This is a genomic window from Thiorhodovibrio litoralis (genome assembly GCF_033954455.1).
Taxonomy (GTDB): Bacteria; Pseudomonadota; Gammaproteobacteria; order Chromatiales; family Chromatiaceae; genus Thiorhodovibrio; species Thiorhodovibrio litoralis.
On sequence record NZ_CP121473.1, the window covers coordinates 2,486,042 to 2,507,424 of the forward strand.

Genomic DNA, 21,383 nt, shown 5'->3' on the forward strand with positions numbered 1-21,383 from the left:
GATCTAAAAATTGGAAGTCAGTTCTAATAAATAATATCTTGATAATAATGACTTCTTTTTTTGCGAAACCTTGCACGTTGTTGGAAGACATAATGATCTGAAAATACTGACCTTTTTTACTTTAGAAATATTTTTAAAAATTCTTTGTTCGTGGGTATTTGGCAAAAGCGTAAAGAACAAACAAGGCAGAAAAGCAACTGCTGACACTTGTTCATAAATAATGCGTCAGGCCGATCCCATGAAAACAAAGTTACTCCTTACCTACAGCGAAGCAGCTGAACTCTTGAGCCTAAGCGTAAGATCAATAGAACGGCTTGTTGAAAAAGAAGAGTTGAAGCGCGTTTACCCTACTAAGCGTTCCGCTCGTATCATAACGGCTTCAATAGAGGAGTATGTTGCTAGACTTCATGGAAAGGAGTATAATGAAGGAGTGGGATCGGCTATGCGTAATCCGAATGCAGGAGAAACGACATGGCCAAACGTAACGACAAAGACGGTCTCTACCAAAGGGCGGACTCGCCTTTCTGGTGGGGGAGTTTTATCGACTCAAGGGGAAAAAGAATTAGATGCTCTACTGGCACCAAGGAACGCAAGGAAGCCGAGGCTCTGTTGAGTCAGTGGAAGACTCAAACATACCAAGAGCGAGAGTGGGGTAGGGAGCCCGTCCGGACGTTCGAGGATACGATGGTGCATTATCTGCGACATGTGTCAGACCGGCGTTCCTTGCCGTCGATCCAGTGCTTTGTGTCAGCACTGCGAGTGGCTTTCGCTGGCAAAGATATGACTCACCTTGAAGGTTCAGAAATTATGGAGTATGTCGGTCGACGCAAGGATGCAGGCTTGGCAAATAGCAGTATCAACCGCGAACTAGAAGTTCTCTCTGCGGCTATCAATTACGTTCGTCACTATCTTGAGTGGAAGATTCCAAACCCAGTCGAAGGCCGGATGCTCAAGGAACCGCAAGGCCGCGTTAGATGGCTACGACACGAAGAAGCCGATAAGCTCGTTGAAGCAGCGAGAAGTTCGCGTTCACCTTACCTGGCAGACCTCATCATCCTCGCACTAAACACCGGCATGCGACGAAATGAGATGTTAGGTCTTAGGTGGACTCAGGTTGACCTGAAGTCGAGCACCATTCATCTCGAGGCTGTTGAGACCAAGAGCGGAAAATACCGGAGTGTTCCGCTTAACCAGACTGCTCGGAAGGCACTGCTGGCACGTGCAAGGTGGCGGGCAGAGAACCTTCCTGACTGTCCGCTGGTGTTCGTCAAAAAAGATGGAAAGCGCGTCTATGATGCCCGCAAGGGTTTTCTCGCCGCATGTGCGAAGGTTGGAATTGAAGACTTCCGCTTTCACGACCTGCGACACACATGCGCCGCTTGGCTGGTAACAGCGGGAGTGCCCCTGACTGAAGTCAGAGATCTGCTCGGCCACTCATCTGTCACCATGACAGAGCGCTATGCGCACCTGGCACCGGACCGTATCCGCTATGCTGTAACGGTTCTGGATGAGTCACGATCGCGTCACGCTGAGCCTGATGATATTCGATGTGCCGCTGTAAGCTAATGTTTTAGCTTAGTAAATGGCACAACAGCCCATCGGCCAGCTTGGGCTCGAACCAGGTGGACTTTGGTGGCATCAGGACCTTGGCGTCGGCGACGGCTATGAGCTGTTGTGCGCTGGTGGGGTGCAGTGCGAGTGCCAGGCACATGCGGCCTTGGTCGACAGGGTCGGTCAGGCCTGCGATGCCGCGGCTGCCGCCGACGAAGTCGATGCGCTCGTCGGTTCTGGGGTTGTCGATGCCGAGGATGGGCTGGATCAGGAAGTCCTGCAACAGGCTGGCGTCGAGCTGGCTGGCGGGGTCGCGGGAGCTGATCTGCCGTTGCAGGCCGGGCTTAAGTGACAGGCGATACCACTGGCGCTCCAGATAGAGGCCAAAGACGCCTGCGCGCTCAGGCGTGACGGGAGCGTCTTGGATGATGAGCTCGAACTCCTCCGACACGCGGCTGAGAAATTCGCTGACGCTCAGACCGTTCGTGTCCCGAATCAGGCGATTGTAGGCAAGAATTCGGGTCTCGTCGTCGGGGAAGATGACTGACAGAAAGCCGCCAGCATCCGGCGAGTTGGGGCGCGCATCGGCGACGCGTGCTGCGGCGGCGCAGCGGTGGTGGCCGTCGGCGATGTAGAGCGCGCCTAGGGCGTCGTAGGCGCTGCGTAGCGACTCAATGGCGTCGCTGTCCTGAATGGGCCAGATCTGGTGGGTAACGCCATCGTCGGCGCGGACATCGATCGCGGGGGTTCTGCTGCTATGCTCGGCAAGCTGTTGCGCAATAGTCGCCTCCGTGCGGTGAATCAGAAAAACTGGTCCGGTTTGGGCGTCGAGCGCCTCGATATGACGGACGCGGTCGTCTTCCTTGGCGGGGCGGGTCAGCTCATGCTTTTTGATGCGGCCGTCGCGATAGGCGGCAACTGAGGCGATGGCCGCGAGGCCGGTCTGGCGGTGCGCGCCCTGGGTCATCCGGTAGACGTAAAAACCAGGCGTAGCGTCGCGCAGCAATAGGCCCTGCTGCTGCAAGGCGAGAAACTTCTCCCGCGCCTTGGCGTAGGCGGCGGGGGCGCTCGGGTCGCTGCCTTCGGGGAGGTCGATTTCCGGGCGCGAGACGTGCAGAAAGCTGTATGGCCTGCCTTGGGCCATGGTGCGCGCCTCGGCGGCGTTCATCACGTCGTAGGGTGGCGCGATGATGTCGCCGGCGCGTCCATCGGCGGGTCGAAGCCCGCGAAAGGGACTGATCAATGTCATGGCCGTGGACCAATCATCGTGGCGGCGGGGCGTAGAGCAGTCCGCCATGATCCCAGAGTGAATTGAGCCCGCGATTGATGTCGAGACCCGAGGCGGCTCCGAGGTTGCGCTCGAACATCTCGCCATAATTGCCGACCGCGGCGATGATGCGCGCGCCCCAGCCCTCCTTGAGCCCAAGGCGGGCGTTGATCGCGCTGTCGTAGCCGAGCAGCGTGCGGACTTCATCGCTGCTGGCGCGCTCGCGGGCACCGGCGACATTGCTGGCGTCGATGCCGAAGACCTCGGCATTGATCAGGGTGAACAGCGTCCAGCGGACCAGCTCGAACCACTTGGCGTCGGCTTCGCGGACCGCCGGACTCAGCGGCTCGCGCGAGATGATCTCGGGCAGAATGCGGTGCTCATTCGGCTGCGGAAAGATTGTGCGTGCCGCATAGAGCTGCGACTGATCGGCCGACAGGGTATTGCAGCGGCCTTCCAGATAGGCATTGGTCGCGGCGGGCAAATCGTCGAAAGGAATGATTTCCATCGGCATGCGGTTGCGAGTGAAGTAGCGCTTGGCATTGTCGATATTGGTGGTGTCGGCGATGGCACAGATTTTCGCGTCGGCCAACTCGAGTGTGCTGCGCTTGCCGCTCGCGCGCGGCACCATGAAGCCCTGACCATCGTAATAGAGCACCCCGACAAAACGGATGTCTTCGGTCAACTCGCGTGCCTGCGTCCAGCTGGTGTTGCGCGCGAGCACATCGGCGCGGCCCGCGCTCAGCGCCTCGAAACGCTTGGCCGCCGTGGTGGAAATGAATTCAACCTTGTCCGCATCGCCCAGCACGGCGGCGGCGAGTGCGCGGCAGAAGTCGACATCCATGCCGCTCCAGCTATCGTCCGCAGCTTTCATCGACAGGCCGGGCACCTCACCATTGACCGCGCATTTCACAGTGCCGCGGGATTTGATCTTACCCAGAGTATCGGCGCTTGCCAGGCTGGCGGTGGCAAGCAGTGCAACGGCCAGCAGCCAGCGCGGCCACGTATCGCGGATTTTCATGCAGCGGGCCTCATGTGTTGGAAAAACAGTCATGCCGAAACCCTTCGCTTGGGTATTCCGGCCAAAAACCGAACAGGCGCACCCGACCACAGTAAATCGGGTCCGCGTCCTCGCGAAGGGCAGAGTATCTGGCGAATGGTCTGCTTGCGGAACATCTTACCAGCGCATCAGCGCCCACTGCGGTACCTGCAGGTTGGGTCCAGGACCACGGTTCCACGACATATCCCCAGAGCCGTCCTGATCCACCAGATAGTAAGGCGCCCCCGCAGCCGGCGTGATCTTGAGCATGTAGACGTTATTGTTGACGCTGTACTCCTCGACCCGACGGTTGTCGAACTGCTTCAGCGTGACTGATGGCTGAATGTCTGCATCGGTTACGCGCAGATCGAGGTCCACGACATCGACGGCAAGGCTCGTGGCCATGGGCAAGGCCAGCGCCAAGAGTGAAAACAGCAATACAACGGCAGGCAGGCGTGGCTTGGGTTTGGCGGTCATGATGGCGGCAGGACGGCGAAATGTGCGCGAATCATAGCAGGGTTTTTGTCTAGGCTTAAGCCGCCATGAGACGACGCCGGTAACGGTCGTTGCAACGGGAGCGGCGCTGAACGGCATCAGCCACTCGCCCGCAAGGCGCTGAGCGGCGGGCGTACCAGTGGTCTCCAGCTCGCCAGGGTGCCGGCCACTCCGATCAGCAACGCGCTGCCGGGCACGCCGATCAGCCACAGCCAGGGATCGAGGGTGTAGGGCAGGTCGAACACCTGGGTTGCCAGCAGCCAGCCGATCAGGGCGGCGAAGGCGCTGGCCAGCAAGCCGGCGAGCAGGCCCAGGGTGGTGAACTCAATGGCCAGGGCGCGCAGCAGGGGCGGGCGGGCGGCGCCGAGGGTGCGCAGCACGGCGTGCTCGGCACGACGGCTGCTCAGGCTTGCCTGAATGCCGGCGATCATCACCAGCAGCCCGGCAAGCAGGGTGAAGATGAAGACATATTCCACCGCGCGAATGCCCTGGTCGATTACCGTGCGCACTTCGGTCAGCAGGGCGTCGGTGTCGATCAGCGTCAGACTGGGGAACTGGCCGAGCAGTTTTGGAATCCAGTCCTCGCGGCCGGGCGGCAGATAGAAGCTGGTGATGTAGGTGGCCGGCTGCTTGGCCAACGCGCCCGGCGGGGCGATGACAAAAAAGTTGACGTTAAAGCTGTCCCACTGCACCTCGCGCAGGCTGGTGACTGGACCGCTGACCTCCTGACCAGCGACCCAAAAGCTCAGGGTGTCGCCCAGGGCGATATTCAGGGTGTCGGCGATGCCTTCCTCGACTGAAAACTGCGCCGGTGCATCATCTCCGCTCCACCAGGTGCCGGCAAGGATGCGGTTATCGTCCTGCAGCGCGCTGGCATGGCTCAGGTTGAACTCGCGCCTGGCCAGGCGCTCGGCACGCGGGTTGTCGAAGGTCTCGGTCTCGATGTCGCGCGTGCCGATGGCTCTTAGGCGCCCGCGAATCATCGGGTAGATGCCGGAGGTCTCGATACCGGCCTCAACGAAAGCTGCGCGCAGCGCATCGACCTCGGTCGGCTGGATGTTGATCAAAAACCGATTGGGCGCGCCTTCCGGCAGACTGGCCTGCCAGTCGCGTAGCAAATCAACTCGCACCACGGCCAGCAGCAGCAGCGCTAGTAGGCCGATGCCGAAACCGCTCAGTTGCAGGATGGATTGCGCCGGGCGCCGGCCGATGCCCGCCAGACCCAGACGCCAGATGCCGCGCGCGTGCCGGGCGGCGATGCGTGCGCCCCACACCAGCAAAGCACCGAATCCCGCTAATGCTGCCACGGCGCCGATCACCCCGCCGAGAACGCGCAGGGCAAGACCATTGTCTTCTGCCAGCCAGAACAACAGCACCGCCAGCGCTGCGACGGCCGCGGCGACGGCCAGCGCGAGCGATGCCGGTGGGGCGCCCAGATCGCGCCTGAGCACCCGCAGCGGCGGCACCCGTGAGAGCTGCACCAGCGGCGGCAGGGCAAAGCCGGCCAGCGCGATCAGGCCGGTGCCAAAACCCAGCACCAGCGGGCGCGGCGAGGCCGACGGCAGGCTGGTGCCGAACCAGTCCCCCAGAATCCACAGGAGCCCCTGCTGGGCCAGGTAGCCGAGCCCGGAGCCGAGGGTGCTGGCGATCAAGCCGAGCCCAAGCAGGCGCCAGAGAAAAAGACGCGTCAGCAACCCGCGCGGCGCACCCAAACAGCGCATCACGGCAACCGCATCGGTTTGCTGATCGACAAAACGACGGCTGGCCAGCGCCACTGCGGCGCCGGCGACCAGCACAGTGGTCAGGGCTGCAAGATGCAGAAAGCGAGCCGCGCGGTCGGTGGCGGAGGCGAGCTCGGGGCGCGCGTCCTGGGCATTTTGCATCTCGGCATCGGGCGAGAGGCGCTCGCGCGCCCAGTCGGCGAAATCGCGCACAGCGGCAGGCGCGCCGGCGAACAGCAGGCGATAATCCACCCGGCTGGCCGGAGTGATGAGCCCGGTGGCAGGAAGGTCGGCAGCGGCGATCATCACCCTTGGTGCGATGTTGAAGAACCCGCCGGCGCGATCGGGCTCGTAGGCGATGATGGCGTCGATGGTGAAATCCTGCTCACCGAGCCGCAGCTTGTCGCCAAGCTGCAGGTCTAGGGTGTAAAGCAGTCTGGCCTCGACCCAGGCGCTGCCGGTTGGCGGACCGCTGTCGATTGCTTCGCTCGGGCCGTTTAGCTTGTTTTGAATGCGCAGGGTGCCGCGCAAGGGATATTCCGGGCTGACGGCCTTAGCCTGGACCAGCTGGGTCTTGTTGCCGGCCAGTACCACGCTGCGGAAGGTCGCGGTCTCGGCGGTTTTAATGTCTGCATCGCGTGCCTGAGTGCTGAAGGACGCCGCCACCGGACTGCTTGAGGCGATGACCAGATCCGCGGCCAGCAACTCGCCGCCCTGGCGCTCGATGGCACCGGCGATGCGGTCGGTAAAGAACCCCACCGCGGTGACCGCCGCCACCGTCAGCACCAGGGCTGCCACGAGTAGCCCAAGCTCGCCGCTGCGCCAGTCGCGCCCGAGCAGACGCAGCGCCAGGCGCCAGGTGTCGCGGCGAGGGGACTGGTGTGACAGCGAAGGCATCAGGCCAGCTCCTGCAGGCGTCCGTCCTGCATCCGCAAGCGGCGGTCGCAGCGCTCGGCGAGCGCCGGATCATGGGTGACCAGCACCAGCGCGGCACCGGCATCAGCGCGCAGTTTGAGCAGCAGATCGATGATGCGCTCGCCGGTCTCGGCATCGAGATTGCCGGTGGGCTCGTCGGCGAACAGAATGCGCGGTGCCGGCGCGAAGGCACGCGCGATCGCCACCCGCTGCTGCTCACCGCCGGAGAGCTGGCGCGGATAATGGCCGGCGCGCTCGCGCAAGCCCACGGCGGCAAGCGCCTCATCCGCGCGCCCGGTGGCATCCGGGTAATGCTCAGCGGCCAGCTCCAGCGGCAGCAGCACGTTTTCCCGCGCTGTCAGTGTTAGCAGCAGTTGAAAGCTCTGGAAAACAAAGCCCACCTGACCTTCGCGCAGGGCGGCGCGGCCGTCCTCGTCGAGCTGGGCGACAGGCTGACCGCAGAGCCAGATCTCACCGGCGCTGGGGCTGTCGAGGCCCGCAAGCAACCCGAGCAAGGTTGATTTACCCGACCCCGAGGCGCCAAGAATGGCTACTGCTTCGCGAGGCGCGACATCCAGGTCCAAAGCGCGCAAAATGTTGAGTGCTCCTTGCGGGCCTTGCAGGTTTTTTTCGACCGCGAGCGCGCGGCAAAGCGGCGGCGCTTGCGTGAGAGTGTCAGATTCCGTCATGCTTGTTTTAGTCAGGGTTTGTTGGCGAGATGAAGATTCACAGCAATTGCCGAATGAGCGTGAATGGCAAAAAGTTACTGTCCACGGCAGCCGAAACTGGGGCTGTCAGGGGGCTTGGCCTATCGAATACCCCGACCTGGGCATTCGGGGTGTTGTTGTTCGTCTTTCTCATGGCAGTCAGTGTTGCTCGCCCGTGTCCTGCGGCCGAGCCGCTCAACCTGCTGATCCTCGGCGACAGCCTGAGCGCGGCTTACGGGCTGCATGTTGATGACGGTTGGGTCGCCTTGCTTGGGCAGCGACTGCGCGAGCAACAGGATCGCGCTCTGGGTGCCGCGCCTGCTGTGGTGATAACCAATGCCAGCATTTCAGGCGAAACCACCGCGGGTGGGCTCGAGCGCCTGCCCGACCTGCTTGCTGAGCATCAGCCGAATGCGGTGATGATCGCGCTTGGCGCCAATGATGGTTTGCGCGGCTTTCCGCTTCAGGATATCGAGGACCGGCTGGTGCGGCTGGTTGAGACGGCGCGCGCTGCCGACGCCGAGGTGCTGCTGCTGGGTGTTCGCCTGCCACCCAACTACGGTGCGGCCTACAGCGAGGGCTTTCAACGGCTCTTTGCCGCAGTGGCCGAGCGGACGGGGGTCGCGCTGGTGCCGCGCATGCTTGAGGGCGTTTCCGAGCGCTGGGATCTGATGCAGTCTGATGGCCTGCATCCCACCGCAGCGGCACAGCCGCTGATTCTGGATCATCTCTGGCCGTCCGTGCAGGCACTGCTGGGCGCAGCGTCGGGCGAGTCCGCCATTGGCCTTCCGCGACATTTTAAGAGTACCGCGCTGGCTGATCCCCAAGCGGGTTCTAGCCGATATGAGGGAATTTCCCATGCGCCTTGGAATTGACCAACTGCTCAGCACCCCCGAGTTACGTGCCGAGCTGCGCGAGCGGCGGGTGGCACTGCTTGGGCACTCCGCTTCGGTCAACCACGTCGGGCGTCATACGCTCGATGCGCTGATCACAGTTGGCGCGGTTGATGTGGTCGCTGCCTTCGGCCCGCAGCACGGCATGCGCGGGGATAAGCAGGACAACATGATCGAGTCCGATGATTACGTCGATCCGGTCTATGGCATCCCGGTTTTCAGCCTCTACGGGCAGGTGCGCTACCCAACCGAGGAGATGCTGGCCAGCTTCGACCTGCTACTGGTCGATCTGCAGGACATTGGCACCCGGATCTATACCTATGTAACCACGCTCGCCAACATGCTGAGTGCTTGTGCCGGAAAGGGTAAGAGCGTCTGGGTGCTGGATCGGCCCAATCCAGCTGGCCGCCCGATTGAGGGCGCGCTGCTGCAGCCTGGCTGGGAGAGCTTCGTCGGTGCCGGGCGCCTGCCGATGCGCCATGGTCTCACCTTCGGTGAGCTGGCGCGTTGGTTCGTCGCTGAGCGTGACCTGGACCTTGATCTGCGCGTGATCCCCATGGATGGCTACGACCCGCAGGCCGCGCCCGGCTGCGGCTGGCCGCGCGACGAGATCCCCTGGGTCAACCCCAGCCCCAATGCCTCTTCGCTCAACATGGCGCGCGTTTTCCCGGGCACCGTGCTGATTGAAGGCACCCATCTGTCGGAAGGGCGGGGCACCACCATTCCGCTTGAAGTGGTAGGCGCGCCTGGCCTCAATGTCTGCGCGCTTCTCAAGCGCATGGAGAGCTTGGCCGCGTCCTGGATGGACGGCTGCCTGGTGCGCTGCTGCACTTTTGCGCCCATGTTCCAGAAGCACGCCGGCACCCTCTGCCAAGGCATTCAAATTCACACCGACAGCGCCCATTATGGGCATGAGCGGTTTCGCCCCTATCGGCTGGTGGCCCTGTTCCTGAAAGCCCTGCGTCTTGAGCGACCGGACGAGCCGATCTGGCGCGATTTCCCCTACGAATACGAGGCGGAGCGCCTCGCCATCGATCTGATCGACGGCGGCACCGGCCTGCGCACCTGGGTTGATGATCCCGAGGCCGAGCCGGGCGATCTCGACTCCCGTCTGCAGGCGGACGAGGCCCAGTGGCGCGAGGCACGGCAGCCTTTTCTGCTTTATCCTTAAGGATTCGCCCAACTATCGAACCAGTTTCTCGACCTGATACCCAACCTAATTACCGAACATTACTGCCCAAGCAACGATCCGCGTGAATGGCTATTGCGTGAATGGCTATTGGCCTAAGCGCTCACAATCTCCACCGCGCAATTCGTCGCACGAGCACCGTCCTCTGGAAATCTTGTCATGAGCGAGTCCGATCCCTCCAAAGCCCTGATCACCGCCCCGCGCACCGCCGAGGTCACGCGTCAAACGGCCGAGACCGAGGTGCGCATCGCGCTCAACCTCGACGGCGTCGGGCAGTCCGCCATCGCCACAGGCGTGCCATTTCTCGATCACATGCTCGATCAGGTCGCCCGGCATGGCCTGATTGACCTTAGCATTGCCGCGCGCGGCGACCTGCACATCGACGCCCACCACACGGTCGAGGACGTCGGCATTACGCTCGGCCAAGCGCTGAAACAAGCCCTGGGCGACAAGCGCGGCATCAACCGCTACGGCCACTCCTATGCGCCCTTGGACGAAGCCCTGTCGCGCGTGGTGATCGACCTGTCCGGCCGGCCCGGCCTGACCTATCAAGTGGCTTTCACCCGCGCGCGCATCGGCGACTTCGACGTGGATCTGTTTCAGGAATTCTTCCAGGGCCTGGTGAATCATGCCGCCCTGACGCTGCACATCGACAACCTGCGCGGCATTAACGCCCATCATCAGGCGGAGACGGTGTTCAAAGCCCTCGGGCGCGCCCTGCGCATGGCGCTCGAGCCCGACCCGCGTATGGCGGGAAGGCTGCCGTCGACCAAAGAGCAGCTTTAGCCCGATGCCGCGGCTAACCGGTTTTTGTTGTTAAAGATTGAGGTATCTATGATGACTGCGAAAGACGACTTCGCCTCCCTGCGCCGCTCGCCGCTGACGGCCAATCTCGACGACGATCAGGTGCGCGCCCTCGCTGGCATTGCCTGTTGTCGGCGGCTTGAGGACCAGGAGATTCTGATTCAGGAGGGTCGCGTCGACAACAGCCTGCATATCATCACCGCGGGTGCGCTGGCCGTCACCCGTGATCTCGGCCGCGGCGAGTTCACCACCATCCATGTGCTGCGCGCCGGCGACATGGCAGGCGAGATGGGCTTTATCAGCGGGCGGCCCCACACCGCCTCGCTGCGCTCGCTCGGCATGACGCAGGTGTGCAGCATCGAGCGCGAGGCCTTCGAGTCCCTGCTGCTTGACTATCCGTGGATGGTCTACCGGGTGATGCAGAACATCGTCCAGGTCGGCCAGGACATTCTGCGGCGCATGAACTCGCAATATGTGGAGCTGACCAAGTACATCCATACCTCTCATGCCCTCTATTGAGTTTGCGGATGTTGATTGTCAGACGAGCGTCCATCATGGCAGCAGAGGGGCCGGTTGCTCTCAATGAGAATTCTGATTGTTTCGGCGTATTTCCCGCCGCTCAATTCCATTGCCTCTCTGCGACCCTACACCTGGGCGAAATACTGGTCACAAGCCGGTCATGATGTCAGCGTATTGACGACGGAAAAAGCGCCATCAGTCTCAGACCTCCAGCTGGTTCTCGATGATTCAGTCAAGTGCCTTGAAGTACCGATTCCCGAACTGGCCTTATTGAAGCGATTCAAAGCTCCGGAAGACACGCGCCGTGCGGTCACTCAAGGCGCCGCGGAAGAACATAGCAACAGCGTTCCCGCTGAAAAAGCGCATTTGTGGAGAAGCCTCAAAGTTTCCGTTACCCGCCCGCTTGACAGATTCCGTAAGTCTCGCGGCATATTCCTGACCGCTCGGATGCCGGACCACCATGATTTATGGATCAAACCGGCATTCAGGGCGGTCGCTCAGACGCATTGGGATCTGGTGGTCAGCACCTATGGTCCATACGCCTGTCACCTTGTGGCAATGCGACTTAAGCAACGCCGGCGCGCGAATTACTGGATCGCCGACTTCCGCGATATGTGGACGCAGAATCATATCTTTCCCGGTCTTTGGCCTTTTACTCACGTGGAGGAATGGCTAGAGCGGCGAGTGTTACGAACCGCCGATGCCGTGACAACAGTCAGCGCTGGGCTCGCCCGCCAGATAGAAAGTAAGCACGGGTGCAAAGCGCATGTCATCGAAAATGGCTTTGACCCGGATGATTATCGGGAATTGTCGCCAGTGCGAGCTTTTCCGCAGGACGAAAAATTTCGGATTCTCTATACCGGAACCCTCTATCCTGGCAGGCAGGATCCGGCCCCGCTTTTCCAAGCAATCAACGAGCTAAGACGCGAGGGCTTCGCGCAGGCAAATCGGTTGCGTGTGATTTTTGCCGGTTCACGGCTGGATAATATCGATTCTCTCGCAAAGCAGAACCAAGTATCCGATCTGGTCGAGTGCAATGGGCTAGTCCCACGGGACCGTGCGCTAAGAATGCAGCGCGACGCTGACCTGCTGCTATTCCCTGAGTTCGACGCCGGCAGGCGTGAAGGCATACTCACTGGAAAGCTGTTTGAATACCTTGCATCAGGAACTGACATTCTCGGAATCGGCATCGAACCGCATTCAGAGGTTGGCCTCATTATCCGGAAATATGACAGCGGTGATTTTTTTGGAGCAGATTCTTCAGCGATTGGAGCTTTCTTGATAGGCAGGTTAAGTAATAGCAATCAAGAGATTAAACGCGACCTTAACCAACGTCGCGCCGAGCTTGCGCAAGAATACGGGCGGGATGTGCTTGCGGCAAGGATGTTAGCGCTGTGCCCTGTCACGACCAATGAATTGGGGTCATTGGCGAGTCTAAATCGCAAATTTGGATGGCGATCTCGACATATGTATTAGTAGCAATTGTAAAGAAACGATTGAATATCAATGAAAGTCTGTATAATTTGCTACAGGTTCTGAGCCTGACGTTGTTCGAGCGTGTGCATATAAATCAATTACTTAACCATGTTTCCGTCAAATACACGGATCAGTAAAACGCTAAGCAATTGAATTTAATCGATTAAACGTTGGGGCACTTGTGACTATTAGTACTAATGACATTGCTTTGATGGCAAGCTTGATTTTCTCGCCGAAGAAGCGTTGAAAGAATGTAAAGCCGGCCAGGCAAGAGAAATTTGAAGCATTACGCATCAAGCCTGTTTTGGCATTGCTTTACCTAGTTTGCTCTGCGTGCGACTGGTTCTCAGTCGGGCGTCAGCATGCCTTTCACCACCAGGTCAGTCAGGCTGACGATGCCAATGACTTCGCTGTTTTCGACCACCGGTGCGCGGGAGAGGTTGAAGCGGTCTAGCAGGCGCGCGCAATAGCGGATGTCCATCTCGGGTGGGACGCTCAGCAGAGGTTTGGACATGATCTCGTAGATGTTCACCCGCTCGGCGGAGCGATCTTGGGCGAGGACTTTGCGGGCGATGTCTGACATCAGCACCATGCCGTATTCGTCATCGGGGTGGCGCTTTTTGACGATCAGGCATTTGGTTTCGACATGGAGCATCTGTGCCAGGGCATCGGCGACGGTTTCCATGCCGTCGACGATATCGAACTGACGTTTCATGACGTCGCGCACGCGTATCGTGGCCATGCCAGGGGGACGCGAGTCGGGTTCCAGCGGGAGGGGATCGGTGTTGGTATCTGTCACGGTCAAATCTCTTTTTCGACGGTTTCAATCAGACGCTCGACCTGATGTCGAACGCCAACGGCGTCCTCGACATCGATCTGGAAGGCGATGCCGCAGCCGGGTTTGTCCTCAAAGCGGGCGACCTCGCTAATGGTTTCGAGAATCTTGCGGCTCAGATGTTCTTCAACCAAGAGGAGCAGCAGGTCGCGGGGGGCATCGAGCGTCAGCCCGAAAAAGGTCTTCTGCTGCTCGACGCCTTCGCCGCGCGCCTGGCTGATGACAGTCGAGCCAGTGGCCCCGGCATGGCGTGCGGCTTTTAGCACTTTTTCGGTTTCGGCGCTCTGTACCAGGGCGATGATCAGTTTGAAATGCATGGCTGTTGGACTCGCATTGTCATTGGGGCTTAGTGTTTGTTGAGTTGCCTGCGCCAGTCAAGTAGCTTCAGTCAAGCAACGCCAGTCAAGCAGCGCCAGTTAAAAGGCTGCGCATTGTGGTGAAGCACAAGAGGCATCAGTCGGGATGCTCCTGGCGATGGGCCTTGGCGGCCAGCCGCTGGCGGCGATGAATCAGCCATTGGCTGATTTGAGCGTAGCCGATCACGGCAATGATCGGAAAAAGGCTTGCGAAGGCAATCAGGCCAAAGCCATCGAGCAGCGGGTTTCGCCCGGGGATGCTTGATGACAGCCCGAGCCCGAGTGCGGTCACCAGGGGCACGGTGACGGTGGATGTGGTGACGCCGCCGGAGTCGTATGCCAGCGCGATGATGGCTTTGGGCGCAAAGGCGGTCTGAATCAGCACGATGACATAACCGCTGATGATGTAGTAATGCAGCGGCGTGCCCGCGACGATGCGATGGGTGCCGAGCGCAATGCCAACAGCGACCCCGAAGGCGACGGCCATGCGCAGCGCGAAGGGCTTAATTGCCCCGGCAGAGACTTGCTCGGCCTTGAGCGCGACGGCGATGAGCGAGGGCTCGGCGACTGTGGTGGCAAAGCCGAGTGCGAAGGCGAACAGATACACCCACAGATAGGTATGCCAGTCCGCGCCGGCCTGGTGGGCCTGGCTGTCGAGACCGAGAAAGGCCGGTGCGGTGAGCTGCTCGGCCATCAGCTTGCCGAGCGGAAACAGAGCCCGCTCCAGCCCGGCGATGAAGAACGCAAGGCCCAGGAGCACCATGCCAAAGCCCAGCGCCAAGCGGCCGGGGTTCGGAATAGGCCGCCGCAGCACCAACACCTGAAAGACAATCAACACGGCCAGAATTGGCAGCACGTCGGTGAAGGTGGCGCACAGCGGTACCACCTGCTCGAAGGGGCAGAGAATCTCGATCATTGCAGCAGGCCGTAAGTCATCACCCCATAGCCCATCACGAAAATCATCGGGGTCAGAGAGGCGAAGGCGATCAGCCCGAAGCCGTCTGTCAACGGATTGCGCCCCTCGATGCTGGAGGCGAGTCCGACGCCCAGTGCAGCGACCAGTGGCACGGTGATGGTGGAGGTGGTCACGCCGCCGGAGTCGTAAGCGATGCCGATAATTTCGCGCGGTGCGATTAGCGTCATCAGCAGCACGCCCATGTAGCCGCCGATGATCAGATATTGAATCGGCCAGCCGCGCAGAATGCGCAGCACGCCAATCATGATGGCGATGCCGACAGCGAATGCGACGCTGTAGCGCAGGCCATCGGAGTAGCTGGCGCGGGTGTCAGCATTGTCTGTAATCATGCCGCCATCGGCGGCGATTGCGGCGGCTTCATCGGCGACGGCGATTAAGGCCGGCTCGGCCACGGTGGTACCGAAGCCGAGCGCGAAGGCAAAGCACAGCAGCCACGGCAGGCTGCCTTTGCGCGCGAGGCCCCAGGCCATCATCTCCCCCAGCGGAAAGAGCCCGAGTTTAAGGCCCTGCACGAAGAGCGTGAGCCCCAGCACGATAAAGACCATTCCTTCGAGCAGGCCGGCGAGGTCGGGTATCGGCTGTTTCAGGATGGCGAGCTGAAAGAAGGCGATGACTAGCACAATAGGTGCCAGGTCAAGCAGGCTTTCAGCAAAGGGGCGCCATAGCCGGGTCAGTAAAGTTTTGAACAAGTGGCGCCAATGCTCGGGTGCGGGGGTCGCGGCGGCTGCGCGCGTGCGACCCGGGGTGAAAACAACGGGTGATAATAATGGAGTATAGTCAGGCTTTCAGTCACGCCGCATTGAGAAGGCCATGTCGCTGAGCGATCTCGCAACCCCTGATTCTGAATTTTTGGCGCAGCATCTGCCGCCGCAGGAGACCATTGCGCAACTGGTGCAAACCGCGCTGCGCGAAGATCTTGGCAGCGGCGACATCACCGCAGCGCTGCTGCCGGCTGAGCAGCGCGGACGGGCGGAACTCATCACCCGCGAGGCTGCGGTGCTTTGCGGTCAGGCCTGGTTCGATGGCGTCTTTCGCGCGCTGGACCCGAGTTACGGCGTCACCTGGGAGGCACGGGACGGAGATCGCCTGGCGGCGGGGCAGCGCCTGTGCGTGATCGAAGGCCGGCTGCGTGAGCTGTTGAGCGGCGAGCGCACGGCAATGAATTTCTTGCAGAGCCTGTCTGGCACCGCGACCCGCGCGCGCCGCTATGCCGATGCCGTGGCCGGCTTGCCGACGCGCATTCTGGACACCCGCAAGACGCTGCCGGGTTTGCGCGCGGCGCAGAAGTACGCGGTGCTCTGCGGCGGCTGCGACAATCACCGCATGGGGCTGTTTGATGCGATCCTGATCAAGGAAAACCACATCATGGCCGCGGGCTCCATCGCCGCCGCGGTGGCAGCTGCGCGCAAAACGGCGGCTGGTGTGCGGGTGGAGGTGGAAGTCGAAAGTCTCGACGAACTGGAGCAAGCGCTGGACGCCGGTGCCGAACGCGTGCTGCTCGATAACTTTGGGCTGCATCTGCTGCGCAATGCGGTGGCGCTGAATGCCGGTCGCGCGCGCTTGGAGGCCTCCGGAGGGATTTCGCTAAACGCGCTGCGCGCCATTGCCGAGACGGGGGTGGACGATATCTCCGTCGGTGACTTGACCAAGAGCGTGGAGGCGGTGGATCTGTCCCTGCGCTTGCAGACTGATCCGTAAAGCCTCCGGCTGCCAATTTCGCCGGGTCCAGGGCTTGAGCGCCTCATCTGGCAACGCGCGCGGCATGTCGATGGCGTGCGCTTAGGTCTCCGCGTCGCTCAGGCGGCCAAGGTGTTGCTCCAGGCGGCGCACGCGGCTGCGTAGCTGCTCGATCTCATCGAGCAGGTCGAGTGCCAGGGCGGCGCCGGCCAGGTTAAGCTCCAAGTCTTGCTGTAGGCGCTGGGCGCGACGGGCGCGCTTGATCTCCAAGCCGGTAAAAGACCAGTGCTCCGGCTGGCTGCCGCGTGGGTGCAGCATGCCTTCACCCACCATCAGCTCGACCTGCGCGCGACTCAGTTGGCAGACCTCGGTCAGCTCGGTGACTGTGATCACCACGCCTTCATCGAGCAGGGTGCCTTCGATGCCGGGTGCTCGTTCGCTGTCCCTGATTCTCTGTGCCATGTCTAAACCCCCAGCTTTACGCGCGGGTTGAAGTCTTCGAACTGCTCGGCGAGCTTGCGATACGCTTTCTTGGCTTTGTCGCTGTCTGCCGGTGGGCTGACGATTTCAAGCTGCACAAAGGCGTCGCCCGCCGTCTTGCCGGGCAGTCCGCGGCCTTTTAGGCGCAAACGCTGGTTGCTCTGGGAGCCGGCCGGAATGCGCAGGCTCACCGGACCACCGAGCGTCGGCACCTGCACGGTGGCGCCCAGTGCCGCCTCCCAGGGTGCCATTGGCAGGGTGAGATGAATGTCCTTGCCCTCGGCGCGATAGATCGCGTGCGGGGCGAAGTCGACCTCCAGAAACAGGTCGCCGCTTCCGCCAGGTCCGGCGGCGCCCTGACCGGCGAGGCGTATCTGCTGGCCTTGGGTGACGCCGGCTGGAATGCGCACATTGAGCGTGCGGCTGGAGTCGGCGCCACCCTCGGCGCGCATGCGCGGATCTTCCAGACGGATTTGCTTGGTTGTTCCCTGATAGGCGTCTTCCAGAGAGATCTGGATGCGAGTGTTCTGGTCCATGCCACGCTGCCGTTGCTGAGGGCGTTCGCGGCGGAAGCCGCTGCCGAAAATGCTGGAGAAGAAGTCGCTGAACTGATCGATGTCCTCAGGGCTGAACTCCCGTTTGAAACCGCCAGTGCCGCCACCAAAGCCGCTCTCGAAGCCTCCGGGGCCGCCCCTAAAGCCACCTGGTGGTGGTCGGAACTCCTGCCCGGCGCGCCAGTTGTTGCCAAGGGCATCGTAGGCGGCGCGCTTTTCCCGGTCTTTCAGCACTTCATTGGCCTCGTTCACCTCCTTGAAGCGCTTTTCAGCTTCCTGCTCCTTGCTGACGTCAGGGTGATACTTGCGCGCCATTTTGCGATAGGCGCTCTTGATCTGGTCCTTACTGGCATCACGCGGGACGCCGAGGATTTTGTAGTAGTCCTTGTATTCCATACTGTCTGGCTTGGCTGTGTGACTGGCCTGTCGGGCTGTGCTGGGCTGACTGGGCTGGGTTCTTAGGATTTAATGCAATTGCGCCGACTTGGCAAGTGCCGCGCGCGTCAGGCTGGCACGGTGCGCTTGCGCGCCCAGGCGCGCAGACGGGCGATTTGCTCGTCCATCACCACCGACAGCGGCTGGGTGCGCTGCAGCTCGGCAGCAATGGCGCGGGTGTTCACACCGCTGCTGTCCCGGGAGCGCGCGGCATAGAGGGCGGAGACCACTGCTTGCTCAATGCCGGCGCCGGAGAAACCCTCGGACATGGCGGCGAGCTGGTCGAGATCGAAATTGTCCGGGTTGAGGCCGCGTTTGCCCAGATGGATGCGGAAGATTTCGCGTCGCACATTGGTGTCGGGCAGATCGACGAAGAATATCTCATCGAAGCGGCCCTTGCGCACCAACTCGGGTGGGAGCTGCTTGATGTCGTTGGAGGTGGCGACCAGAAACACCGGCGCCTTGCGCTCGGCCATCCAGGTGAGCAGGGTGCCGATGATACGCCGCCCAGTGCCTTCGTCGCCGCTGCCGCCGGCCAGGCCTTTCTCGATCTCATCCAGCCACAGCACGCAGGGTGCCATGACCTCAGAGGTTCTGAGCGACTCGCGCAGATTGCGCTCGGTCTCGCCGATGTACTTGTTGTAGAGCGCGCCGAAATCCAGCCGCAGCAGCGGCACGCCGAAGCGCCCGGCCACGGCCTTGGCCGCGAGGCTCTTGCCGCCGCCCTGCACGCCAAGCAACATGATGCCGCGCGGGCGCTCGGCGTCCGGCTCGTCGGACAGGAAAGGCGCGCGGCGCAGATCAATCCAGGCTTTCAGGTTCTCGAGCCCGGCCACTTCGCCGAAGTTGGCCGTGTCGTACTCAAAGGAGATACTGCCTTCCGCACTCAGCAATTGCGCCTTGGCGCGCGTGATCTCCTCGACGTCGGTCTCGGTGATGGCGCCGTCGCGGTGAATGGCGTTGCGAATCAAGCGCCGCGCGTCGGATTCGGTCACACCAAGCAGGGTGCGGGATAGCCGATCGACCGCCACGCGGTTGGCGCGAAAGGCGCGGCGCGGCCCGGCATGCTGCCAGCTTTGGGCTTCCTCGCGGATGAGCGCCAGCAGCCGGCTGCGGTTGGGCAGGCGCAGGCTGAATCGTGCGCTGAGATGGCGAAACTCGGGCGGACTCTCAAGCGCGTGACTGACCAGCACCATGCGCCGCGCCACTTCGCCGAAGTCCAGCGCGATCTCCTTAATCAGCCGCACATGCAGCGGGTCGTCGAGAAATGGATGGAAGTCGAGCAGCAGATAGATACCGGGCTGGGAGCTGACCTTCACATGCCGCAGCATTTCCGCAGGCTCGGCCAGATCAGCCTGAGGGCGGGCGGCATACTCGGCCCGTCGCAGGCCGTCGGTCATGGTCCAGCAGAACAGCGGCACGCCAAGCTGAATAGCTAGCCGGCTGAACAGCTCGATGATGCGCTTTTCCTCCAGGGACTCGATCAAGAGCACCGGTGTTTCGGAGCGCAGAATCAAGTCGAGGTCGTGCAGATCAGTCATGGCGGCGGCTGCTCGAATCGGTCGCTGGGTGACGAAAGGCCCAGTTTACCCGATCCGCTTTTCGCACCATGCCCCCGATTGCTTCCGCAGCCGGCAGACAGCTGTGATCTTCGGCAAATGGAAGGCATCTTGCGGTGAACGCAAATCAGATCGCTGTCCGCCAACACAGGTGGTTGAGGCCGGTCGGTGAGCAGAGTTGTGGATCAGATATAGATAAAAGGCTATCAATTAACTAATAAAGATCGACTTTTACTGAATAAAAAACGCCCCCACACTCTGCCTGGTACGCATAGATGTTGGTTCATCGTGAGGGAGAAATCTCCCGGGAGGTGTGCATGTCATTCTCGCTGACTACAACTGCCGCGCTGGCGGCGCCGCTCGTGCTCTGGGCCGTCGCACTCGTGCCGGATGCCTGGACGCAGCGTTTCGGGCGGCGCATGGCAGTGCTGACCAACGCGCTGGCTTGGAGTGCCTTCGGCTTGGCGCTGATCGCGCTGGTGCTGCATGGCTTTGGGTCGGCCCAGACGCTGACCTTGCTCTCGATTCCCTTGCCCTTCAACATCGGTAATTTTACCCTCGGCGTCTATGTCGATGCCGTCACCGTCATTATGCTCGCGCTGGTGTCCCTGGTCGGGGCGGTGGTCTCGACCTATTCGCGCAATTACATGGCGGGGGATGCGCGCGAGGGATACTTTCACAAGTGGCTGATGCTGACGCTGGCTGCCATCCTCACGGTGCTGGTGGCGAGCAATCTGCTGATGTTCTCGCTCGCCTGGATGGCGACCAGCCTGTGTCTGCATCGGTTGCTGGTGTTTTATCCGGAGCGTCCGGCGGCGGTGCTGGCCGCGCATAAGAAGTTTGTCTTCAGCCGCATTGGGGATGTGAGCCTGTTCGTCGCCAGTCTGCTGATCGGCGCGACCTTGCACACCATGGAATTCCCCGGAGTCTACGCCGCCCTGGCCGGTCAAACCGGGCCACTGCCGGGCACCCTGCAGACCGCAGCCTGGTTGATCGTGCTGGCGGCAGTGCTGAAATGCGCACAGTTCCCGTTCCATGGCTGGATTCTGCAGCTCATGGAAGCGCCCACGCCGGTCTCGGCGCTGCTGCATGCCGGTATCGTCAATGCTGGGGCCGTTCTCATCATCCGCATGAGCCCGGTGATGTCGCTCTCTGGCCCGGCGCTGGACACCCTGGCCGTGGTCGGGCTGGTAACCCTGGCGATCGCCTCCCTGGTGATGCTGACCCAGACCAGCATCAAGGTGTCCCTGGCCTGGTCGACCTCGGCGCAGATGGGCTTCATGCTGCTTGAGGCCGGTTTGGGTCTCTATAGCTTGGCGCTGCTGCATCTGGTGGCGCACTCGCTCTACAAGGCGCATGCCTTTCTGGCCTCGGGCAGCGGTGTCGACGGCTTTCGCGCGCCTGTTCTGCCGTTCGGGCATGGTGCTCCCCAGGGTTGGCATTGGCTGGTGGCCTTTCAGAGTGCGCTGTTGATGACGCTGATCGCCGGATTCCTGTTCGGCATCGATCCGCGCGAGCAGCCGGCGTTGATCGTCACCGGCGCCGTGGTGGCCATCGCAACCACGCAATTGCTGTTACAGGCCCTGGTGCTGGAAGACAACGCCAAGTTATTGATTCGCGCCACTGCCATTGTCGGCTTTGTCTGTCTGGCCTATTTCGGACTGCACACGGCGTTCGAGCATGCCATTGCTGGCAGTGTTGTGCCCGCGCAACCGGCCAGTGCCGCGTTCGAGATTGCGTTCGGCGCAGGGGTGGTCGTTGTGTTCGTCGGGCTGCTGCTGCTTCAGCATCTGTTTACCCATCTGCAGGGGCCGCTGCGACAGGCCATTCAGGTCCATCTCTACAACGGGCTCTATGTCGACATTCTGGTTACACGTCTGATCACCCGGCTCTGGCCCGCGCCCAAACGCTCTGCCAGTGCCAGCCTGGGTTAAC

The 21,383-nt window shown here is 61.5% G+C and carries 19 protein-coding genes and 2 pseudogenes; 10 read left to right on the forward strand and 11 right to left on the reverse strand.

Translation table 11 applies throughout. The features are described from left to right. Positions 1-238 precede the first annotated feature (238 nt). Positions 239-613 carry a helix-turn-helix domain-containing protein gene (locus tag Thiosp_RS24710; RefSeq protein WP_407702782.1) on the forward strand — a complete coding sequence of 125 codons (375 nt, stop codon included), beginning with the start codon at positions 239-241 and terminating at the stop codon, positions 611-613. Then, entirely contained in the window at positions 541-1,566 is a 1,026-nt protein-coding gene (locus Thiosp_RS11065) for a site-specific integrase (RefSeq protein WP_407702790.1), read from the forward strand. Before Thiosp_RS24710 ends, Thiosp_RS11065 begins: the two co-directional genes overlap by 73 nt. Positions 1,567-1,570: 4 nt before the next feature. On the opposite strand, the gene Thiosp_RS11070 is transcribed toward Thiosp_RS11065, so the two are convergent. From Thiosp_RS11070 to Thiosp_RS11090, 5 genes are all read right to left on the reverse strand, one after another. Further along, positions 1,571-2,800: a DUF1015 domain-containing protein gene (locus Thiosp_RS11070; protein WP_201068550.1), complete on the reverse strand. Its 1,230-nt coding sequence runs from the start codon at positions 2,798-2,800 to the stop codon at positions 1,571-1,573. A gap of 13 nt (positions 2,801-2,813) precedes the next feature. Beyond that, on the reverse strand, positions 2,814-3,839 hold the full coding sequence (locus Thiosp_RS11075; RefSeq protein WP_201068549.1) for an amino acid ABC transporter substrate-binding protein: 1,026 nt from the start codon (positions 3,837-3,839) through the stop codon (positions 2,814-2,816). A 156-nt stretch (positions 3,840-3,995) separates the two neighbouring features. Next, positions 3,996-4,451, reverse strand: a complete 456-nt coding sequence (locus tag Thiosp_RS11080; protein WP_323697062.1) for a DUF2782 domain-containing protein — start codon at positions 4,449-4,451, stop codon at positions 3,996-3,998. Beyond that, positions 4,451-6,970: an ABC transporter permease gene (locus tag Thiosp_RS11085; RefSeq protein WP_201068547.1), complete on the reverse strand. Its 2,520-nt coding sequence runs from the start codon at positions 6,968-6,970 to the stop codon at positions 4,451-4,453. The genes Thiosp_RS11080 and Thiosp_RS11085 overlap by 1 nt, the downstream gene beginning before the upstream one ends. After that, positions 6,970-7,677: an ABC transporter ATP-binding protein gene (locus tag Thiosp_RS11090; RefSeq protein WP_201068546.1), complete on the reverse strand. Its 708-nt coding sequence runs from the start codon at positions 7,675-7,677 to the stop codon at positions 6,970-6,972. The genes Thiosp_RS11085 and Thiosp_RS11090 overlap by 1 nt, the downstream gene beginning before the upstream one ends. Positions 7,678-7,730: 53 nt before the next feature. Between Thiosp_RS11090 and Thiosp_RS11095 the strand changes: the two genes are divergently transcribed. From Thiosp_RS11095 to Thiosp_RS11120, 6 genes and pseudogenes are all read left to right on the forward strand, one after another. Then, positions 7,731-8,570, forward strand: coding sequence for an arylesterase (locus tag Thiosp_RS11095; protein ID WP_242518879.1), 840 nt, complete (start codon positions 7,731-7,733; stop codon positions 8,568-8,570). After that, on the forward strand, positions 8,554-9,759 hold the full coding sequence (locus Thiosp_RS11100; protein ID WP_201068545.1) for an exo-beta-N-acetylmuramidase NamZ family protein: 1,206 nt from the start codon (positions 8,554-8,556) through the stop codon (positions 9,757-9,759). The genes Thiosp_RS11095 and Thiosp_RS11100 overlap by 17 nt, the downstream gene beginning before the upstream one ends. Positions 9,760-9,936: 177 nt before the next feature. Next, positions 9,937-10,563: an imidazoleglycerol-phosphate dehydratase HisB gene (gene hisB / locus Thiosp_RS11105; RefSeq protein WP_201068544.1), complete on the forward strand. Its 627-nt coding sequence runs from the start codon at positions 9,937-9,939 to the stop codon at positions 10,561-10,563. A 51-nt stretch (positions 10,564-10,614) separates the two neighbouring features. Further along, complete coding sequence (locus tag Thiosp_RS11110) at positions 10,615-11,100, forward strand: cyclic nucleotide-binding domain-containing protein (RefSeq protein WP_201068558.1); 486 nt, start codon at positions 10,615-10,617, stop codon at positions 11,098-11,100. Between the two features lie 63 nt (positions 11,101-11,163). Beyond that, positions 11,164-12,576 (forward strand): glycosyltransferase, encoded by a 1,413-nt coding sequence (locus tag Thiosp_RS11115; protein ID WP_201068543.1) that lies wholly within the window; start codon positions 11,164-11,166, stop codon positions 12,574-12,576. Then, positions 12,537-12,713, forward strand: a pseudogene (locus Thiosp_RS11120) (IS4 family transposase); the annotation flags it as partial. The gene Thiosp_RS11115 and the pseudogene Thiosp_RS11120, both read left to right, overlap by 40 nt. A 209-nt stretch (positions 12,714-12,922) precedes the next feature. On the opposite strand, the gene Thiosp_RS11125 reads toward Thiosp_RS11120, so the two are convergent. The 3 genes and pseudogenes from Thiosp_RS11125 to Thiosp_RS24715 form a co-directional block, all read right to left on the reverse strand. Next, positions 12,923-13,375, reverse strand: a complete 453-nt coding sequence (locus tag Thiosp_RS11125) for a CBS domain-containing protein (protein ID WP_323697063.1) — start codon at positions 13,373-13,375, stop codon at positions 12,923-12,925. A gap of 2 nt (positions 13,376-13,377) precedes the next feature. Then, positions 13,378-13,728 carry a P-II family nitrogen regulator gene (locus Thiosp_RS11130; protein ID WP_201068542.1) on the reverse strand — a complete coding sequence of 117 codons (351 nt, stop codon included), beginning with the start codon at positions 13,726-13,728 and terminating at the stop codon, positions 13,378-13,380. A 136-nt stretch (positions 13,729-13,864) separates the two neighbouring features. Next, positions 13,865-15,384: pseudogene (locus Thiosp_RS24715) on the reverse strand (DUF1538 domain-containing protein). A gap of 169 nt (positions 15,385-15,553) precedes the next feature. Here Thiosp_RS24715 and nadC point away from each other — a divergent pair. After that, positions 15,554-16,441, forward strand: a complete 888-nt coding sequence (gene nadC / locus Thiosp_RS11145) for a carboxylating nicotinate-nucleotide diphosphorylase (protein ID WP_201068541.1) — start codon at positions 15,554-15,556, stop codon at positions 16,439-16,441. Between the two features lie 81 nt (positions 16,442-16,522). On the opposite strand, the gene Thiosp_RS11150 is transcribed toward nadC, so the two are convergent. The 3 genes from Thiosp_RS11150 to Thiosp_RS11160 all read right to left on the reverse strand — a co-directional run bounded on the left by Thiosp_RS11150 (position 16,523) and on the right by Thiosp_RS11160 (position 19,430). After that, positions 16,523-16,882 (reverse strand): chaperone modulator CbpM, encoded by a 360-nt coding sequence (locus tag Thiosp_RS11150; RefSeq protein ID WP_201068540.1) that lies wholly within the window; start codon positions 16,880-16,882, stop codon positions 16,523-16,525. Between the two features lie 2 nt (positions 16,883-16,884). Next, positions 16,885-17,850 carry a DnaJ C-terminal domain-containing protein gene (locus Thiosp_RS11155; RefSeq protein WP_201068539.1) on the reverse strand — a complete coding sequence of 322 codons (966 nt, stop codon included), beginning with the start codon at positions 17,848-17,850 and terminating at the stop codon, positions 16,885-16,887. Positions 17,851-17,957: 107 nt separating this feature from the next. Beyond that, positions 17,958-19,430 (reverse strand): AAA family ATPase, encoded by a 1,473-nt coding sequence (locus Thiosp_RS11160; RefSeq protein WP_201068538.1) that lies wholly within the window; start codon positions 19,428-19,430, stop codon positions 17,958-17,960. Positions 19,431-19,765: 335 nt separating this feature from the next. On the opposite strand from Thiosp_RS11160, the gene Thiosp_RS11165 reads away from it, so the two are divergent. Next, positions 19,766-21,382, forward strand: a complete 1,617-nt coding sequence (locus Thiosp_RS11165; protein ID WP_201068537.1) for an NADH-quinone oxidoreductase subunit L — start codon at positions 19,766-19,768, stop codon at positions 21,380-21,382. Position 21,383: the final 1 nt, after the last annotated feature.

Excerpts from the sequence above, each read along its gene's own strand:
- Thiosp_RS24710 (WP_407702782.1), top strand. The coding sequence starts at position 239 with ATGAAAACAAAGTTACTCCTTACCTACAGCGAAGCAGCTGAACTCTTG.
- Thiosp_RS11070 (WP_201068550.1), bottom strand. The coding sequence starts at position 2,800 with ATGACATTGATCAGTCCCTTTCGCGGGCTTCGACCCGCCGATGGACGC.
- Thiosp_RS11075 (WP_201068549.1), bottom strand. The coding sequence starts at position 3,839 with ATGAAAATCCGCGATACGTGGCCGCGCTGGCTGCTGGCCGTTGCACTG.
- Thiosp_RS11080 (WP_323697062.1), bottom strand. The coding sequence starts at position 4,451 with ATGCCGTTCAGCGCCGCTCCCGTTGCAACGACCGTTACCGGCGTCGTC.
- Thiosp_RS11085 (WP_201068547.1), bottom strand. The coding sequence starts at position 6,970 with ATGCCTTCGCTGTCACACCAGTCCCCTCGCCGCGACACCTGGCGCCTG.
- Thiosp_RS11090 (WP_201068546.1), bottom strand. The coding sequence starts at position 7,677 with ATGACGGAATCTGACACTCTCACGCAAGCGCCGCCGCTTTGCCGCGCG.
- Thiosp_RS11095 (WP_242518879.1), top strand. The coding sequence starts at position 7,731 with ATGAGCGTGAATGGCAAAAAGTTACTGTCCACGGCAGCCGAAACTGGG.
- Thiosp_RS11100 (WP_201068545.1), top strand. The coding sequence starts at position 8,554 with ATGCGCCTTGGAATTGACCAACTGCTCAGCACCCCCGAGTTACGTGCC.
- hisB (WP_201068544.1), top strand. The coding sequence starts at position 9,937 with ATGAGCGAGTCCGATCCCTCCAAAGCCCTGATCACCGCCCCGCGCACC.
- Thiosp_RS11110 (WP_201068558.1), top strand. The coding sequence starts at position 10,615 with ATGACTGCGAAAGACGACTTCGCCTCCCTGCGCCGCTCGCCGCTGACG.
- Thiosp_RS11115 (WP_201068543.1), top strand. The coding sequence starts at position 11,164 with ATGAGAATTCTGATTGTTTCGGCGTATTTCCCGCCGCTCAATTCCATT.
- Thiosp_RS11130 (WP_201068542.1), bottom strand. The coding sequence starts at position 13,728 with ATGCATTTCAAACTGATCATCGCCCTGGTACAGAGCGCCGAAACCGAA.
- nadC (WP_201068541.1), top strand. The coding sequence starts at position 15,554 with ATGTCGCTGAGCGATCTCGCAACCCCTGATTCTGAATTTTTGGCGCAG.
- Thiosp_RS11150 (WP_201068540.1), bottom strand. The coding sequence starts at position 16,882 with ATGGCACAGAGAATCAGGGACAGCGAACGAGCACCCGGCATCGAAGGC.
- Thiosp_RS11155 (WP_201068539.1), bottom strand. The coding sequence starts at position 17,850 with ATGGAATACAAGGACTACTACAAAATCCTCGGCGTCCCGCGTGATGCC.
- Thiosp_RS11160 (WP_201068538.1), bottom strand. The coding sequence starts at position 19,430 with ATGACTGATCTGCACGACCTCGACTTGATTCTGCGCTCCGAAACACCG.
- Thiosp_RS11165 (WP_201068537.1), top strand. The coding sequence starts at position 19,766 with ATGTCATTCTCGCTGACTACAACTGCCGCGCTGGCGGCGCCGCTCGTG.